This window comes from Pseudomonas sp. s4 (genome assembly GCF_046764235.1).
In the GTDB taxonomy this organism is placed as follows: Bacteria; Pseudomonadota; Gammaproteobacteria; order Pseudomonadales; family Pseudomonadaceae; genus Aquipseudomonas; species Aquipseudomonas asiatica.
This window is the reverse complement of the sequence record NZ_CP177209.1, coordinates 4,335,273-4,350,975: the sequence shown is the minus strand read 5'-3', so window position 1 is coordinate 4,350,975 and position 15,703 is coordinate 4,335,273. Positions and strand designations below refer to the sequence as shown.

At 64.6% G+C, this 15,703-nt stretch carries 15 protein-coding genes; 3 read left to right on the top strand and 12 right to left on the bottom strand.

Going from position 1 to position 15,703, the window contains the following annotated elements; genetic code table 11:
• Positions 1-26 precede the first annotated feature (26 nt).
• From dnaX to recR, 3 genes are all read left to right on the top strand, one after another.
• Positions 27-2,099, top strand: a complete 2,073-nt coding sequence (gene dnaX, locus ACK56M_RS20175) for a DNA polymerase III subunit gamma/tau (protein ID WP_054572349.1) — start codon at positions 27-29, stop codon at positions 2,097-2,099.
• 64 nt (positions 2,100-2,163) lie between these two features.
• Positions 2,164-2,499: a YbaB/EbfC family nucleoid-associated protein gene (locus tag ACK56M_RS20170; RefSeq protein ID WP_003259671.1), complete on the top strand. Its 336-nt coding sequence runs from the start codon at positions 2,164-2,166 to the stop codon at positions 2,497-2,499.
• Positions 2,500-2,789: 290 nt separating this feature from the next.
• Positions 2,790-3,392: a recombination mediator RecR gene (gene recR / locus ACK56M_RS20165; protein ID WP_003259670.1), complete on the top strand. Its 603-nt coding sequence runs from the start codon at positions 2,790-2,792 to the stop codon at positions 3,390-3,392.
• A 142-nt stretch (positions 3,393-3,534) separates the two neighbouring features.
• On the opposite strand, the gene ACK56M_RS20160 is transcribed toward recR, so the two are convergent.
• The 12 genes from ACK56M_RS20160 to ccoN all read right to left on the bottom strand — a co-directional run bounded on the left by ACK56M_RS20160 (position 3,535) and on the right by ccoN (position 15,571).
• Complete coding sequence (locus ACK56M_RS20160; RefSeq protein WP_054573138.1) at positions 3,535-4,083, bottom strand: adenine phosphoribosyltransferase; 549 nt, start codon at positions 4,081-4,083, stop codon at positions 3,535-3,537.
• 55 nt (positions 4,084-4,138) lie between these two features.
• Positions 4,139-4,873 carry a Crp/Fnr family transcriptional regulator FnrA gene (gene fnrA / locus ACK56M_RS20155; protein ID WP_015271145.1) on the bottom strand — a complete coding sequence of 245 codons (735 nt, stop codon included), beginning with the start codon at positions 4,871-4,873 and terminating at the stop codon, positions 4,139-4,141.
• Between the two features lie 184 nt (positions 4,874-5,057).
• Positions 5,058-6,440 carry an oxygen-independent coproporphyrinogen III oxidase gene (gene hemN, locus ACK56M_RS20150; protein WP_015271144.1) on the bottom strand — a complete coding sequence of 461 codons (1,383 nt, stop codon included), beginning with the start codon at positions 6,438-6,440 and terminating at the stop codon, positions 5,058-5,060.
• Positions 6,441-6,625: 185 nt separating this feature from the next.
• Entirely contained in the window at positions 6,626-7,309 is a 684-nt protein-coding gene (locus ACK56M_RS20145; RefSeq protein WP_054572587.1) for a sulfite exporter TauE/SafE family protein, read from the bottom strand.
• On the bottom strand, positions 7,302-7,517 hold the full coding sequence (ccoS, locus tag ACK56M_RS20140; RefSeq protein WP_013973501.1) for a cbb3-type cytochrome oxidase assembly protein CcoS: 216 nt from the start codon (positions 7,515-7,517) through the stop codon (positions 7,302-7,304). The genes ACK56M_RS20145 and ccoS overlap by 8 nt, the downstream gene beginning before the upstream one ends.
• Complete coding sequence (locus ACK56M_RS20135) at positions 7,496-9,970, bottom strand: heavy metal translocating P-type ATPase (protein WP_054572586.1); 2,475 nt, start codon at positions 9,968-9,970, stop codon at positions 7,496-7,498. The genes ccoS and ACK56M_RS20135 overlap by 22 nt, the downstream gene beginning before the upstream one ends.
• Before the next feature lie 155 nt (positions 9,971-10,125).
• The gene (locus ACK56M_RS20130) at positions 10,126-10,650 is read right to left on the bottom strand and encodes a FixH family protein (protein WP_054572585.1); all 525 of its coding nucleotides are present in this window, start codon (positions 10,648-10,650) and stop codon (positions 10,126-10,128) included.
• A 15-nt stretch (positions 10,651-10,665) separates the two neighbouring features.
• The gene (gene ccoG, locus ACK56M_RS20125; RefSeq protein WP_054572584.1) at positions 10,666-12,081 is read right to left on the bottom strand and encodes a cytochrome c oxidase accessory protein CcoG; all 1,416 of its coding nucleotides are present in this window, start codon (positions 12,079-12,081) and stop codon (positions 10,666-10,668) included.
• Positions 12,082-12,340: 259 nt separating this feature from the next.
• Positions 12,341-13,321, bottom strand: coding sequence for a cytochrome-c oxidase, cbb3-type subunit III (ccoP, locus tag ACK56M_RS20120; RefSeq protein ID WP_015271139.1), 981 nt, complete (start codon positions 13,319-13,321; stop codon positions 12,341-12,343).
• Positions 13,318-13,515 (bottom strand): CcoQ/FixQ family Cbb3-type cytochrome c oxidase assembly chaperone, encoded by a 198-nt coding sequence (locus ACK56M_RS20115; protein ID WP_015271138.1) that lies wholly within the window; start codon positions 13,513-13,515, stop codon positions 13,318-13,320. Before ACK56M_RS20115 ends, ccoP begins: the two co-directional genes overlap by 4 nt.
• Positions 13,516-13,520: 5 nt before the next feature.
• Positions 13,521-14,129 (bottom strand): cytochrome-c oxidase, cbb3-type subunit II, encoded by a 609-nt coding sequence (ccoO, locus tag ACK56M_RS20110; RefSeq protein WP_013973496.1) that lies wholly within the window; start codon positions 14,127-14,129, stop codon positions 13,521-13,523.
• Positions 14,129-15,571 (bottom strand): cytochrome-c oxidase, cbb3-type subunit I, encoded by a 1,443-nt coding sequence (gene ccoN / locus ACK56M_RS20105; protein WP_015271137.1) that lies wholly within the window; start codon positions 15,569-15,571, stop codon positions 14,129-14,131. Before ccoN ends, ccoO begins: the two co-directional genes overlap by 1 nt.
• Positions 15,572-15,703 lie beyond the last annotated feature (132 nt).

Sequence of the window (15,703 nt, the reverse complement as noted above, 5' to 3'; positions counted from 1 at the left end):
CTCGATCAGGCTGCGATGGTTTTTCGATGAGTTATCAGGTTCTTGCACGTAAATGGCGTCCGCGCTCGTTCCGCGAAATGGTCGGCCAGACCCATGTGCTCAAGGCCTTGATCAATGCCTTGGACAACCAGCGCCTGCACCATGCCTATCTGTTCACTGGTACCCGGGGTGTGGGCAAGACCACCATTGCCCGTATCATCGCCAAGTGCCTGAACTGCGAAACCGGCATCACCTCCACGCCCTGCGGCACCTGCTCGGTGTGCCGGGAGATCGACGAAGGCCGTTTCGTCGACCTGATCGAGATCGACGCCGCCAGCCGCACCAAGGTCGAGGACACCCGCGAACTGCTCGATAACGTGCAGTACGCGCCGAGCCGTGGGCGCTTCAAGGTCTACCTGATCGACGAAGTGCACATGCTCTCGACTCACTCGTTCAACGCCTTGCTCAAGACGCTGGAAGAGCCACCGCCCTACGTCAAGTTCATCCTCGCCACCACTGACCCGCAGAAACTGCCGGCCACCATCCTGTCGCGCTGTCTGCAGTTCTCGCTGAAGAACATGAGCCCGGAGCGGGTGGTCGAGCACCTCAGCCATGTTCTGGCCGCCGAGAACGTGCCGTTCGAGCCGGATGCCCTGTGGCTGCTGGGGCGCGCGGCCGATGGTTCGATGCGCGACGCCATGAGCCTGACCGACCAGGCCATCGCCTTTGGCGAAGGCAAGGTGCTGGCCGCCGATGTGCGGGCCATGCTCGGCAGCCTTGATCATGGCCAAGTCTACGGGGTGCTGCAGGCGCTGCTCGAAGGCGATGCCCGGGCCTTGCTCGAGGCCGTGCGCAACCTGGCCGAGCAGGGGCCGGACTGGGGTGGCGTGCTGGCCGAGATGCTCAATGTGCTGCACCGCGTGGCCATTGCCCAGGCGCTGCCGGAAGCGGTGGACAACGGCCAGGGCGACCGTGAGCGGGTGCTGGCACTGGCCTCGGCATTGCCAGCCGAGGACGTGCAGTTCTATTACCAGATGGGCCTGATCGGCCGCCGTGACCTGCCACTTGCGCCGGACCCGCGCGGCGGTTTCGAAATGGTCCTGCTGCGCATGCTGGCGTTCCGCCCCGCCGACACCGACGACGCGCCGAAGCCGGTACTAAAGCCAATGGGGATCAGCCAGGCCACAGCTGATCCTGCAACACCGGTGGCAGCGCCGGCGGTTGCCGTGGCGCCGCCGGCCGCTGCTGTCGTGGCGCCGGTTGCACCGGTTGCCGAGCAACAAGTGCAGGCGCCCGCACCGGTCGAACCAGCGCCACAGCCGGTTGTCGAGCCTGTGGTGGCAGCTGAGCCTGCCCCGGTCAGTGAACCTGAGCCAGCACCAGAACCCGTGGCAGAGGTGGTTGACCTGCCATGGGAAGAGCCTGCGCCAACGCCCGCACCGGTAGTGGCCGAGCCTGCGCCGGCTCCTGCACCGGCCGCTGCGCCCACGCCGGCACCTGCCGCCCCGGCGCACGACGACGAGCCACCCTTCGACCCGTCCGCCTATGCCGCCGTGGGCATGGATCGCGACGACGAACCGCCCCTGGACGAGGACTATTACGGCGGCGAAAGCGACCCGGTCGGCTTCAGCTACCTGGACGAACTGGCCGAACACGTCCAGGAAGAAGCACCCAAGCCGGCAGCCGAACCGCTGCCCGCAGCCAAGCCGGCCACCGGCCTGGCCCTGCAATGGCTGGAATTATTCCCACAGTTGCCTGTATCCGGGATGACAGGCAACATCGCGGCAAACTGTACGTTGATTGCCGTCGATGGCGACGACTGGCTGCTGCACCTGGACCCTGGCCAGGGGGCGCTGTTCAACGCCACCCAGCAACGGCGCCTTAACGAAGCGCTCAACCAGCACCTGGGGCGCACGCTGAACCTGCGCATCGAGTTGATCCTGCCCGAGCAGGAAACCCCGGCCCAGGCGGCGGCGCGCAAACGCGCCGAGCGCCAGCAGGACGCAGTCACCTCGATCGAGCAGGATCCGTTGATCCAGCAGATGATCAAGTTGTTCGGCGCCAAGGTGCGGCAGGATACTATTGAGCCTGTAGAAGCCCTGGTTAATCAGGGCCAGTAACGGATAACCATGCGGCCGGCCCGGTGCCGGGCCGCATCACATGACCCAATCGAGGTATACCCCCATGATGAAAGGTGGCATGGCCGGCCTGATGAAGCAGGCCCAGCAGATGCAGGAAAAGATGCAGAAGATGCAGGAAGAGCTGGCCAACGCCGAAGTCACCGGCCAGTCCGGTGGTGGCCTGGTGAGCGTGGTGATGACCGGTCGTCACGACGTCAAGCGTGTCAGCATCGACCAGAGCCTGATGTCGACTGATGAAGACGACAAGGAAGTGCTGGAAGACCTGATCGCCGCGGCACTGAACGACGCGGTGCGCAAGGTCGAGCAGAACAGCCAGGACAAGATGGGCAGCATGACCGCCGGCATGCAGCTGCCGCCGGGCTTCAAGATGCCGTTCTAAGGGTATTTGCGTTACCGAAAACCGCCGCTGATGACAGCGGCGGTTTTTTTGTGCGTTCCTTCAGCCTGCGCGGTCTTTGTAGGAGCGGCCTTGTGTCGCGAAAGGGCTGCGCAGCAGCCCCGGCAATCCATGCTGCGAAGCTGATAACCTGGGGCCGCTTCGCGCCCCATCGCGACACAAGGCCGCTCCTACAGGGACCGCGCAAGCCTTGCGATGTGCGCATGGCTGATTTGACGCCACTGCCCCCGCTGGGTATAAACCGCCTCTTATTGATTTGTCAGGCCTTTCCCATGAGCTTCAGCCCTCTCATCCGCCAACTGATCGATGCCCTGCGTATTCTCCCGGGTGTCGGCCAGAAAACCGCCCAGCGCATGGCCCTGCAATTGCTCGAACGTGACCGCAGCGGCGGCCTGCGCCTGGCACAGGCCTTGACCCAGGCCATGGAAGGGGTTGGGCATTGCCGTCAGTGCCGTACCCTGACCGAGCAGGAGCTGTGCCCGCAATGCGCCGACACGCGCCGTGACGATACCCAGTTGTGTGTAGTCGAAGGGCCGACCGATGTGTATGCAGTGGAGCAGACCGGCTACCGTGGTCGCTACTTCGTGCTCAAGGGCCACTTGTCGCCGCTGGACGGGCTGGGGCCCGAGGCGATCGGGATTCCGCAGCTGATGGCGCGGATCGAGGAGCAGGGCACCTTCACCGAGGTGATCCTGGCGACCAACCCGACGGTGGAAGGGGAGGCGACGGCGCATTACATTGCCCAGTTGCTGAGCGAGAAGGGCCTGGTGGCGTCGCGGATTGCCCATGGCGTGCCGCTGGGCGGCGAGCTGGAGCTGGTGGATGGTGGGACCTTGGCCCATGCGTTTGCGGGGCGTCGGCCGATTTCGCTCTGATCCAGAATTGTTGGGGCCGCTTTGCGGCCCATTCGCGGCACAAGGCCGCTCCTACAGGCACCGCGCAATATCCAGGTGTTCGCGGTCCCTGTAGGAGCGGCCTTGTGCCGCGAATGGGCTGCAAAGCAGCCCAAAACCCAACTCAGTACTCGCTGAGCGAAAACTCGGTCAGGCAGAAGGTCGGCACACCCGCAGCCTGCAAGCGGCGCGACCCCTCCAGCTCCGGCAGATCGATGATCGCCGCCGCCTCGAACACCTGCGCACCGGTCCGGCGCACCAGGTTGGCCGCTGCCAGCAGCGTACCGCCCGTAGCAATCAAGTCATCGAAGATCAACACCGAATCCCCTTCGCACAGGCTGTCGGCATGCACTTCCAGGAAGGCTTCGCCGTACTCGGTCTGGTAACCCTCGCTCAGCACATCAGCCGGCAGCTTGCCCTGCTTGCGGAACAGGATCAGCGGCTTGTTCAGTTGGTGCGCGATGATCGAGCCGATCAGAAAGCCCCGGGCATCCATGGCACCGATGTGGCTGAACTCGGCTTCGACGTAGCGCTCGATGAACTGGTCGGCTACATAGCGCAGCCCGCGCGGCGACTGGAACAGCGGGGTGATATCGCGGAAGATCACGCCCGGTTTGGGGAAGTCCACTACCGGGCGGATCAGGGCTTTGAGGTCGAAGGCGTCGCTGTGCATTGTTGCGGGTATCCTGGGAAAACGAATGCCCAAGTATACCCGCTAAACGCCGGCCTCAGGCCTCCATTGCGCCGCCGGCCAGCGCGCACAGCTGGATCGGGTCGAGAATGTGCACTTCCTTGCCTTCGGCACGGATCAGGCCATTCTGCTGGAAGCGGGTGAACACCCGTGACACGGTTTCCACCGCCAGGCCCAGGTAGTTGCCGATTTCGTTGCGCGACATGCTCAGGCGGAACTGGTTGGCCGAATAGCCGCGGGCGCGGAAGCGTGCCGACAGGTTGACCAGGAAGGTGGCAATGCGCTCGTCGGCGGTCTTTTTCGACAGCAGCAGCATCATCTGCTGGTCGTCGCGGATTTCCCGGCTCATTACCCGCATCAGTTGGCGGCGTAGCTGCGGTAGCTGCACCGACAGCTCGTCGAGGCGTTCGAACGGGATTTCGCACACCGAGGTAGTTTCCTGGGCCTGGGCCGACACCGGGTAGGCTTCGGTGTCCATGCCCGACAGGCCGACCAGCTCGCTGGGCAGGTGGAAGCCGGTGATCTGCTCTTCGCCGCTGTCGCTGAGGCTGAAGGTTTTCAGCGCGCCGGAACGTACCGCGTAGACCGAGCCGAAATTGTCGCCCTGGCGGAACAGAAACTCGCCTTTTTTCAACGGCCGCCCACGTTTGACGATTTCATCCAGTGCATCCATGTCTTCCAGGTTGAGCGACAGAGGCAGGCACAGGGGGGCCAGGCTGCAGTCCTTGCAATGGGCCTGGTTGTGTGGGCGCAGTTTGACTGGCTCGGACATTTTCATTCGATCCTTGTGGGAAAGCACACATAAGACGTAAGGGTAACTCACGGCATAGGTTGTAGGCCAGCGTGCGCTGTTGTGGTGCGAGCTGGCCCGGCCCCGGCGGGTGTGCGCCGGGGCCTTCGCTGTGCCCATGGTGTGCCTGGCAAGGAACTTTGTCCATGCGGTTGAACGACTCGGTTCAGATCACCCGCGAGAAGCGCTGGCGGTTGTGCATCGCCAGGTAGGCGTCGAACACCATGCATACCGAGCGCGCCAGCAGGCGGCCGGCCGGCAGGATGCGGATGCCTTTGTCATCCAGGCGGATCAGGCCGTCGCGCTGCAAGGTCAGCAGTTCTGGCCAGAGGTCGTTGAAGTAGCCGCGAAAATCAATGGTGAATGCCTGTTCGATCGGCTCGAAATCGAGCTCGAAATGGCAGATCAGTTGCTGGATCACTGCACGGCGGATGCGGTCGTCGTGGTTGCACAGCAGGCCGCGCTGGGTGGCCAACTGGGCGTTGGACAGGCTGTCCTGGTAGGTGTTGAGGTCGCTGCTGTTCTGGCAGTACAGGTCGCCGATCTGGCTGATGGCCGACACGCCCAGGCCGATCAGGTCGCAGTGCCCATGGGTGGTGTAGCCCTGGAAGTTGCGCTGCAGGGTGCCTTCTTCCTGGGCGATGGCCAGCTCGTCGTCGGGCAGGGCGAAGTGGTCCATGCCGATGTAGCGGTAGCCGGCGGCGGTCAGCTGGTCGATGGTGGCGTGCAGCATCTCCAGCTTGGCGGCCGCGCTGGGCAGGTCATTGCTGTCGATGCGCCGTTGCGGCATGAAGCGTTCGGGCAGGTGGGCGTAGTTGAACACCGACAGGCGGTCGGGTTGCAGGCGGATCACTTCTTCGACAGTGCGGGCAAAGCCTTCCGGGGTTTGCTTGGGCAGGCCGTAGATCAGGTCGAGGTTGATCGAGCGGAACTGCAGGGTGCGCGCGGCTTCGATCAGGGTGCGGGTCTGCTCCAGGCTCTGCAGGCGGTTGACCGCGCGCTGCACGGCTGGGTCGAGGTCCTGCACGCCCAGGCTGACGCGGTTGAAGCCCAGTTCGCGGAGCAGGCCCATGGTCGACCAGTCGGCTTCGCGCGGGTCGATCTCGATGCCGTAGTCACCGGAGTCGTCGTCCAGCAGGTGGAAGTGCTGGCGCAGGGTGGCCATCAGCTGGCGCAGTTCCACATGGCTGAGGAAGGTTGGCGTGCCGCCGCCGAAGTGCAACTGCTCGACACGCTGCTTGGGATCGAGGTGGCAGGCGATCAGCTGGATTTCCTGCTCCAGGCGCTGCAGGTAGGGCGCAGCGCGGGCGCGGTCCTTGGTGATGACCTTGTTGCAGGCGCAGTAGTAGCAGATGTTGGCGCAGAACGGCACGTGCACGTACAGCGACAGCGGGCGCACGGCCCGACGGCTCTCGCGCAGGGCGTGGAGCAGGTCGAACGAGCCCACTTCGCTGTGCAGTTGCACGGCGGTCGGGTAGGAGGTGTAGCGTGGCCCGGCCAGGTCGTAGCGGCGGATCAGGTCGGTATCCCAACGTAGGTCGTCGAGCATGAGGGTGGTCCCCGGAAAGAGCAGCAGTGCCCCGGAGTCTATGGCCGTCTGTAGGAATCTGTGTTGATTTGTATCAAGAGCATAGGGGCTGCTCTGCAGCCCTTCGCGGGCTTGCCCGCTCCCACAGGGGTACACATGATCCTGTGGGAGCGGGCAAGCCCGCGAAGGGCCGCAAAGCGGCCCCCTCAATGCCCCATCAACCAGTGCTGATGCGGCCCCGGCATGGTCCAGATACCAAACAGCATCACCAGCACCCCGCCAGCCACCCGCACACTGCGCCGTTTCAACAACCTGTTTACTCGCTCAGCCGCCAGCCCCGTGGCCAGTAGCACCGGCCAGGTCCCCACGCCGAACACCAGCATCAGCGCCGCGCTGTACCCGGCATTGCCCTGACTGGCCGCCCACAGCAGGGTGCTGTATACCAGGCCGCATGGTAGCCACCCCCATAGCGCCCCCAGCAACAACGCCCGAGGCACGCTGGACACCGGCAGCAAGCGCGACGCCGCTGGCTGAATATGCCGCCACAGTCCCCGGCCCAGCGCCTCGATGCGGGTCAGCCCGCTCCACCAGCCTGCCAGGTACAGCCCCATGGCGATCAACAGCAGCGCCGCCACCACCCGCAGTGCCAGCGCCGCCGGGCTGCTGGCCACGGCCCAGCCGGCCAGGCCCAGCAGCAGGCCGGCACAGGCATAACTGAGAATGCGGCCAAGGTTGTACGCGAGCAGCAGGCGCATGCGCCGCCCACGTTGTTCAGGCGGGATGGCAAGGGTCAGCGCGCCCATCAGGCCGCCGCACATGCCCAGGCAGTGGCCGCCGCCGAGCAAACCGAGGATCAACGCCGAGCCCAGCAGGGGCAGCAGGTCAGGCACGGGGCGGGTTTTCCTTGTCGGTGTCGGCCTTGCTGTCGTCAGGTTTCACCGCCGCCTGATGGCGCGGGTCCTGGTCGTCGAACAGGATGCTGTGGGCAGGGCTTTCCAGGTCGTCGTACTGGCCGCTGTCCACCGCCCAGAAGAAGATGTACACGGCCACGCCGACCAGCAGCAGGGCCGCCGGGATCATGACATAGAGGGCGGGCATGGCGACTTCCTCCCAGGCAGGGGCGCTTCGGTCGATGGCAAACCCGATGCCGGGGGCAGGCGGGTCAGGCGCAGGGCATTGAGCACCACGATCAGCGAACTGACCGACATGCCGATGGCTGCCCATACCGGGGTGATCCAGCCGAGCGCGGCGAACGGCAACATCAGGCCATTATACAGGGTCGCCCACAGCAGGTTCTCGAGGATGTTGCGGCGGGTGCGGCGGGATAGCTCGAAGGCCTGTACCAGCGCCTGCAAACGATTGGACAGAAGCACGGCGTCGGCGCTGGTCTTGGCCAGGTCGGTGGCGCTGCCCATGGCGATGCTGATGTCCGCGGCGGCCAGTACCGGCACGTCGTTGACCCCGTCACCCAGCATCAGCACCTTGCGCCCGGCCGCCTGCAGCGCCTTCAGCCGGTCCAGTTTGTCGTCCGGGCGCAGCCCGCCGATGGCCTGGTCGATGCCCAGCTGCGCGGCCACTTCGGCAACCATCGGCGAGCTGTCGCCCGACAGCAGCAGCGTGCGCCAGCCACGGGCCTTGCAGGCCGCCAGCAGGGCAGGGGCATCGTCGCGCAGGCGGTCGTCCAGGCCGAACCAGGCCAGCGGGCCCTGGCGGTCGCCCAGCAGCAGCCACTGGCCGCGCGGCTCTGGCACTCCGGGGATTTCCGCGCCGCTCAGGGCGCAGACGAAGGTGGCCTGGCCAATGCGCAGGCGCTGGCCTTCGACCAACCCTTCCAGGCCCAGGCCCGGTACGGTCTGCACCTCGTCAGCAGGCGTGGCGGTGCGGCCGAAGGCACGGGCGATGGGGTGTTCGGAGCGGTTCTCCAGCGCTGCGGCCAGGGCCAGGCAGCGGTCGGCGGGCAGGCTGCCGAGCGGTCGAATGCTGCGCAAGGTCAGGCGGCCTTCGGTCAGCGTGCCGGTCTTGTCGAAAATCACCGTGTCGATCTGGTTCAGGCCTTCCAGCACATGGCCACGGGTCACCAGCAGGCCGAGCTTGTGCAACGTGCCAGTGGCTGCGGTAAGCGCCGTTGGCGTGGCCAGGGACAGCGCGCAGGGGCAGGTCGCTACCAGCATGGCCAGCACGATCCAGAACGCCCGCGCCGGGTCCAGGTGCCACCACCACAGGCCGATGGCCGCGGCGGCCAGCAGCGAGAACAGCAGGAACCACTGCGAGGCCCGGTCGGCGATTTCGGCCAGGCGTGGTTTTTCGGTCTGGGCGCGTTCCAGCAGGCGGACGATGGCCGACAACCGCGAGTCGTGGCCGAGGGCTTCGACTTCCACGTTCAGGGTGCTTTCGACGTTCAGGGTACCGCCGGTGACCCGCTCGCCGACCCGCCGTGGTTGCGGCAGGTATTCACCGGTCAGCAACGATTCATCGACGCTGGAGCGGCCTTCGACGATGCGCCCGTCGGCGGGGATTACCGCGCCTGGCAGCACCTGCACTGTGTCACCGCGCTGCAGTTCGCTGAGCAGGATGCGTTCGCTGCGGCCGACGGCGTCCAGGCGCAGGCACGAGGCCGGCAGCAGGTTGACCAGCTGCGCGGTGGCCGCGGCGGTGCGTTCGCGGGCGCGGCGCTCCAGGTAACGGCCAGTTAGCAGGAACAGCGCGAACATGCCCACGGTGTCGAAATACAGCTCGCCGCTGCCGGTGATGGCGGTCCAGATACCGGCGCCGAACGCCAGGCCAATGGCCAGCGACACCGAAACGTCCATGGTCAGGTGGCGGGTACGCAGGTCGCGTGCCGCGCCTTTGAAGAACGGTGCGCAGCTGTAGAACACGATGGGGATGGTGAGAAACAGCGCCACCCAGCGCAGAATGGTGTGCAGCTCGGGCGACAGGTCGATGTTGAATTCCGGCCAGGTGGCCATGGTTGCCATCATCGCCTGGAACCACAGCAGCCCGGCCACGCCCAGGCGGCGCAGGGCGCTGCGGTTCTCGCGGGCCAGTTGCTCGGCGGCCTGGTCGGGCTGATAGGGGTGGGCGGCGTAGCCGATCTGGCGCAGCTCTGCGAGCAGGCGCGAGAGCGGCAGTTGCTTGTCATCCCAGTTCAGCAGCAGGCGGTGGTTGGACAGGTTCAGGCGCGCCTCGGCGACGCCGGGCAGGTTGCGCAGGTGCTTTTCGATCAGCCAGCCGCAGGCGGCGCAGCTGATGCCTTCGACCAGCAGGGTGGTCTCGGCCAGGTCGCCAGCATGGCGAACGAAGGTTTGCTGAACGTCGCTGCGGTCGTAGAGGGCCAGTTCGTCCTGTAGCTGCCTGGGCAGGGCCTCGGGGTTGGCGCTGTTGTCGCTGCGGTGCTGGTAGTAGTGTTCCAGGCCACCGGCGACGATCGACTCGGCCACTGCCTGGCAGCCGGGGCAGCAGAACTGCCGGGACTCACCGAGGACCACGGCGTTGAAGCGGCTGCCGGCGGGGACGGGCATTGCGCAGTGGTAGCAGGGGGTGGGCTGGGTCATCACATCATTGCCTTACACAAATCGGCCGGCTGGCGCGCATCCCTGTAGGAGCGGCCTTGTGTCGCGAAAGGGCCGCGAAGCGGCCCCGGGACTTCAGCAGCGGTGCATGAATCGCTGGGGCTGCGCTGCAGCCCTTTCGCGACACAAGGCCGCTCCTACAGGTGCTCGGCGCCTTGAATGGCTTCGTCACCCAGTTGCAAAGTGACACCATGCTCCACTTTCTCTTCCTCGAACAAGCGCCAAACCTGGCCACCTTCGCTACCCAGCAGCTCAACGAAGCGCCGCCCGTCAACCTTGTCCTCCAGCTGCCCCACATAGCGCCCAGCCTCGACCCGGCTCAACAGCACCTTGCGGTCTTTCTCCGGCTGGGTTGGCGAGATCAGGTTCAGCTCCAGGCTCTGCGGGTCGCTGTTGCCGGCCAGGCGCACGTCCACTTCGCCGGTCAGCTCGTCCAGGTGCACGCCGGCCTTCAGGCCCAGCGTCTGCGCCAGCAGTTCTCGGTCCAGCGAGCGGTTGATGCCCTTGCCAGCCTCGTAGTAGTTGTCGTTCACCAGGTTGTCCGGGTTGTGCACGGCGATGCTGACCATGGTCAGGCTCAGGCACACCGAGGTGGCGAGAATGCCGATGATGATCCAGGGCCAGAGGTGCTTGTACCAGGGGCTGGCGGCGGTGGCAGGCATTGTGGGTTATCTCTCTTAGCGGATCTGTGGGCCGATGAAGCGGCTCTTGGCTTCAACCTGGGCGTCGCTGTCATCGGCGCTCTTGAGGATGAAGGTAATTTCGTTGGTGGTCGATGGCAGTTTCTCGGGCGCGATCGACAGCTGCACCGGCAGGCTGACGATATCACCAGCGTCCACGCGGATCTCGCGCTGGCCTTCAAGCTTCAGGTCCGGCAGGCCGGTGGCGTCCAGCACGTAGACGTGGTCACGCTGGTCCTTGTTCATCACCTTCAGGCTATACACGTTCTCGATCCGGCCCTGGGCGTTCTCGCGGTACAGCACGCGGTCCTTGCTGACGTCGAAACCGACCAGCGAACGGGTGGCGAAGGCGGTGGCCAGGCCGACCATCATCACCAGCAGTACCACGGCATAGCCGATCAGGCGCGGGCGCAGCATGTGGGTCTTCTGCCCGGACAGGTTGTGCTCGGTGGTGTAGCTGATCAGCCCCCTTGGGTAATTCATCTTGTCCATGATGTTGTCACAGGCATCGATGCACGCGGCGCAGCCGATGCACTCGATCTGCAGGCCGTCACGGATATCGATGCCGGTGGGGCAGACCTGCACGCACATGGTGCAGTCGATGCAGTCGCCCAGGCCGGCGGCCTTGTAGTCCAGGTCCTTTTTGCGCGGGCCGCGGGTTTCGCCACGACGCGGGTCGTAGGAAACGATCAGCGTGTCCTTGTCGAACATCACACTCTGGAAGCGCGCGTAGGGGCACATGTACACGCACACCTGCTCGCGCAGCCAGCCGGCGTTGCCGTAGGTGGCGAGGGTGAAGAAGCCGACCCAGAAGTAGGCCCAGCCGTCGGCCTGGCCGGTAAAGAATTCGATGGCCAGTTCACGGATCGGCGAGAAATAGCCGACGAAGGTCATGCCGGTGACGAAACCGATCAGCAGCCACAGGCTGTGCTTGGCGAACTTGCGCAGGAACTTGTTGCCGCTCATGGGGGCTTTGTCGAGCTTCATGCGCTGGTTGCGGTCGCCCTCGGTGACCTTCTCGCACCACATGAAAATCCATGTCCACACGCTTTGCGGGCAGGTGTAGCCGCACCACACCCGGCCGGCGAACACGGTGATGAAGAACAGGCCGAAGGCGGCAACGATGAGGATGCCCGAGAGCAATATGAAGTCTTGCGGCCAGATGGTGGCGCCGAAGATGTAGAACTTGCGTTCGGGCAGGTTCCACCACACGGCCTGGTGGCCGCCCCAGTTCAACCACACCGTGCCGAAGTACAGCATGAACAGCACAGCCCCGCCGACCATGCGCAGGCGTCGGAACAGGCCGGTGAAAGCGCGGGTGTAGATCTTTTCCCGGGAGGCGTAGAGGTCGACGGAATCCTTCCCTTTGTTGGCAGGCGGGGTGACATCATGTACCGGAATTTGCTTGCTCATCATCAAGTCCCACGGCAGTGGAGAAGTGCCGCAGCCAGTGCATGCCGGCCGCAGTCTCGCGCAATCTGCTAGCGCTCTGCGGCCCATGATACGCCGCTGATGGCAGTATGGGGCTGCACTGCGACCTTTAGTCGCGTTGGGTTCGTGGTATGAGTCGTGTTATGGCAGGTGTCAATTGATCCAGGTCATGGGGCCTGCAACAAATGTGTTTTCAGTACCGGCCTCTTCGCGGGTTTACCCGCGAAGAGGCCAGGCCTGCTTACTCTGCCTTGGCCGGTGCCTGGTCCTGCTGCGACAGGCTATACACATAAGCCGCCAGCAAGTGCACCTTGTCATTCCCTTGCAGCTGCTCCTGGGCCGGCATCTGCCCCTGGCGACCGTAGCGGATGGTCTGTTGCAACTGGGCAAAGCTCGAGCCGTAGATGAACGCCTGCGGATGGGTCAGGTTCGGCGCGCCCATGGCTGGCGTGCCCTTGCCCTCGGGGCCGTGGCAGGCCACGCAGTTGGCGGCGAAGATCTTCTGACCGTTTTCGGCATCGGCTTTCACGCCCTCTGGCAGGGTGCGGCCATCGAGCTTGCTGACCACGAACGCAGCCACGTCGGCCACGCCCTGCTCGCCGATCACTTCGGCCCAGGCCGGCATCACGCCGTGGCGGCCGCCCATGATGGTTGCCTTGATGGTGTCCGGCTCGCCGCCCCAGCGCCAGTCGTTGTCGGTAAGATTGGGGAAACCATAGGCACCCTTGGCGTCGGAGCCGTGGCATACCGAGCAGTTGGAGGCGAACAGCCGCGCGCCCATCTTCAGGGCCTGCGGGTCCTTGGCCACCTCGGTGATGGGCATGGCGGCGAACTTGGCGAAGATCGGCCCGAAGCGGGCGTCGGCCTTGGCCATTTCCTTTTCCCACTCGTGCACGCCGGTCCAGCCCGGCTGGCCGTTGGAAAACTCGGTCTGCTTGTCGTTATCCAGGTATGAGTAGCCCGGCAGGACGCCTTTCCAGTTGCCCAGGCCCGGGTACAGCACCAGGTAGCCGAGGGCGAAGATGATGGTGCCGACGAACAGCCAGAACCACCATTTCGGCAGCGGGTTGTCGTACTCCTCGATGCCATCGAAGGCATGCCCGACGGTTTCGTCGGTGACCTCTTCGCGCTGGCCCTTGCGGGTCGACAGCAGCAGCCAGGTCAACGAGAAGATGGTGCCCAGGGTCAGGACGGTAACGTACAGACTCCAGAAGGTTGTCATTGTTTTTTGCTCCCAGAAGCTTTTGCGTGCTCTTGCTCGACGTGGCGGCAGGCCTCGGGGTCATCCGCGAAGGGCAGTTGGGTCGCTTCGTCGAAGTCCTTCTTGCGCCGTGGGTTGAACACCCACAGCGCCAGGCCCACGAATGCCACCATCACCACGACGGTGCCCAGGCCGCGAATCATCCCGATATCCATCAGCGTCACCGTTTGCTCTTGATGATGGTGCCAAGACCCTGCAGGTACGCGACGATGGCGTCCATTTCGGTCTTGCCCTTGACCGCGTCGCGGGCCCCGGCGATGTCGGCGTCGGTGTATGGCACGCCGAGGGTGCGCAGCACTTCCATCTTCTTCGCGGTGTCCTTGCCGTCGAGCTTGTGCTCGACCAGCCACGGGTACGACGGCATCTTCGATTCCGGTACCACGTTGCGCGGGTTGTACAGGTGCGCACGGTGCCAGTCGTCCGAGTAGCGGCCACCGACCCGGGCCAGGTCCGGCCCGGTACGCTTGGAGCCCCACAGGAACGGGTGGTCCCACACGCTCTCGCCGGCCACCGAGTAATGGCCGTAGCGCTCGGTTTCGGCACGGAACGGGCGGATCATCTGCGAGTGGCAGCCCACGCAGCCTTCGCGGATGTAGATATCGCGGCCTTCAAGCTCCAGCGCGGTGCGCGGCTTCATGCCTTCCACGGGTTTGTTGGTGACGTCCTGGAAAAACAGCGGGACGATCTGGGTCAGGCCACCGACGCTCACGGCGATGACCATGAAGAAGGCCAGCAGGCCTATGTTCTTCTCGACGGCTTCATGCTTCATCAGTGCGCTCCCACGACGACGATCTTGGCGGCTTCCTCAGCCTGTGCCGGGTTGGCGGCACGTACGGTACGGAACACGTTGTAGGCCATCAGCAGCATGCCGGTGGCGAAGAACGCACCGCCCAGGGCGCGGACGATATAGCCAGGGTGGCTGGCCTGCAGTGCTTCGACGAAGGAGTAGGTGAGGGTGCCGTCATCGTTGATGGCGCGCCACATCAGGCCCTGGGTGATGCCGTTTACCCACATCGAGGCGATGTACAGCACGGTACCGATGGTAGCCAGCCAGAAGTGCGCGTTGATCAGGCCGACGCTGTGCATCTGCTCGCGGCCATACAGGCGCGGGATCATGTGGTACACGGCGCCGATCGAGATCATCGCTACCCAGCCGAGGGCGCCGGCGTGAACGTGGCCGATGGTCCAGTCGGTGTAGTGCGACAGCGAGTTCACGGTCTTGATGGCCATCATCGGGCCTTCGAAGGTGGACATGCCGTAGAACGCCAGCGACACCACCAGGAAGCGCAGGATCGGGTCGGTGCGCAGTTTGTGCCAGGCACCGGACAGGGTCATCATGCCGTTGATCATGCCGCCCCAGCTTGGCGCCAGCAGGATGATCGACATCACCATGCCCAGCGACTGCGCCCAGTCTGGCAGGGCGGTGTAGTGCAGGTGGTGCGGGCCGGCCCAGATGTACAGGGTGATCAGCGCCCAGAAGTGCACGATAGACAGACGATACGAGTAGATCGGGCGTTCGGCCTGCTTCGGTACAAAGTAGTACATCATCCCCAGGAAGCCGGTGGTGAGGAAGAAGCCCACGGCGTTGTGGCCGTACCACCACTGGATCATCGCGTCGGTGGCGCCGGAGTAGGCCGAGTACGACTTGAACAGGCTTACCGGCAGCGAGATGTGGTTGACGATGTGCAGCATCGCGGTAACCACGATGAAGGCGCCGTAGAACCAGTTGCCGACATAGATGTGCTTGGTCTTGCGCTTGACGATGGTGCCGAAGAACACCAACCCGTAGGTGACCCAGACGATGGCCAGCAGGATCGCCAGCGGCCACTCGAGCTCGGCGTACTCCTTGGTGGTGGTGTAGCCCATCGGCAGGGTGATCAGCGCCCCGACGATCACCGCCTGCCAACCCCAGAAGGTGAAGGCGGCCATGCTGTCGGAGATCAGCCGGGTCTGGCAGGTGCGCTGCACCACGTAGTAGCTCGTGCCGAACAGCGCACAGCCCCCGAAGGCGAAGATCACCAGGTTGGTGTGCAGCGGGCGCAGGCGGCCGAAGCTGGTCCAGGGCAGGTCCAGGTTCAGTTGCGGCCATACCAGCTGCGAGGCGATGAAGACGCCGAGGCCCATGCCAAGGATCCCCCAGACCACCGTCATGATGGCGAACTGGCGGACGACCTTATAGTTATAAGCAGTCGGACTGATTGCTGTGCTCATTGCTAAGGTTCCACGGTTTTGATGTTCTTGTTGGTCGAAAAATCGGCGCCAGTATTGATAACCACCGGGGTTACTGCAACGCAACTTTGGTACGCCGACCCGTGCCCGAGCCCGTTCACTGATGTCCCGCAG

Bases quoted from the DNA above. Each gene is read 5' to 3' on its own strand.
- dnaX (WP_054572349.1), top strand. From the start codon at position 27: ATGAGTTATCAGGTTCTTGCACGTAAATGGCGTCCGCGCTCGTTCCGC.
- ACK56M_RS20170 (WP_003259671.1), top strand. From the start codon at position 2,164: ATGATGAAAGGTGGCATGGCCGGCCTGATGAAGCAGGCCCAGCAGATG.
- recR (WP_003259670.1), top strand. From the start codon at position 2,790: ATGAGCTTCAGCCCTCTCATCCGCCAACTGATCGATGCCCTGCGTATT.
- ACK56M_RS20160 (WP_054573138.1), bottom strand. From the start codon at position 4,083: ATGCACAGCGACGCCTTCGACCTCAAAGCCCTGATCCGCCCGGTAGTG.
- fnrA (WP_015271145.1), bottom strand. From the start codon at position 4,873: ATGTCCGAGCCAGTCAAACTGCGCCCACACAACCAGGCCCATTGCAAG.
- hemN (WP_015271144.1), bottom strand. From the start codon at position 6,440: ATGCTCGACGACCTACGTTGGGATACCGACCTGATCCGCCGCTACGAC.
- ccoS (WP_013973501.1), bottom strand. From the start codon at position 7,517: ATGCCCGCCCTCTATGTCATGATCCCGGCGGCCCTGCTGCTGGTCGGC.
- ACK56M_RS20135 (WP_054572586.1), bottom strand. From the start codon at position 9,970: ATGACCCAGCCCACCCCCTGCTACCACTGCGCAATGCCCGTCCCCGCC.
- ACK56M_RS20130 (WP_054572585.1), bottom strand. From the start codon at position 10,650: ATGCCTGCCACCGCCGCCAGCCCCTGGTACAAGCACCTCTGGCCCTGG.
- ccoG (WP_054572584.1), bottom strand. From the start codon at position 12,081: ATGAGCAAGCAAATTCCGGTACATGATGTCACCCCGCCTGCCAACAAA.
- ccoP (WP_015271139.1), bottom strand. From the start codon at position 13,321: ATGACAACCTTCTGGAGTCTGTACGTTACCGTCCTGACCCTGGGCACC.
- ACK56M_RS20115 (WP_015271138.1), bottom strand. From the start codon at position 13,515: ATGGATATCGGGATGATTCGCGGCCTGGGCACCGTCGTGGTGATGGTG.
- ccoO (WP_013973496.1), bottom strand. From the start codon at position 14,129: ATGAAGCATGAAGCCGTCGAGAAGAACATAGGCCTGCTGGCCTTCTTC.
- ccoN (WP_015271137.1), bottom strand. From the start codon at position 15,571: ATGAGCACAGCAATCAGTCCGACTGCTTATAACTATAAGGTCGTCCGC.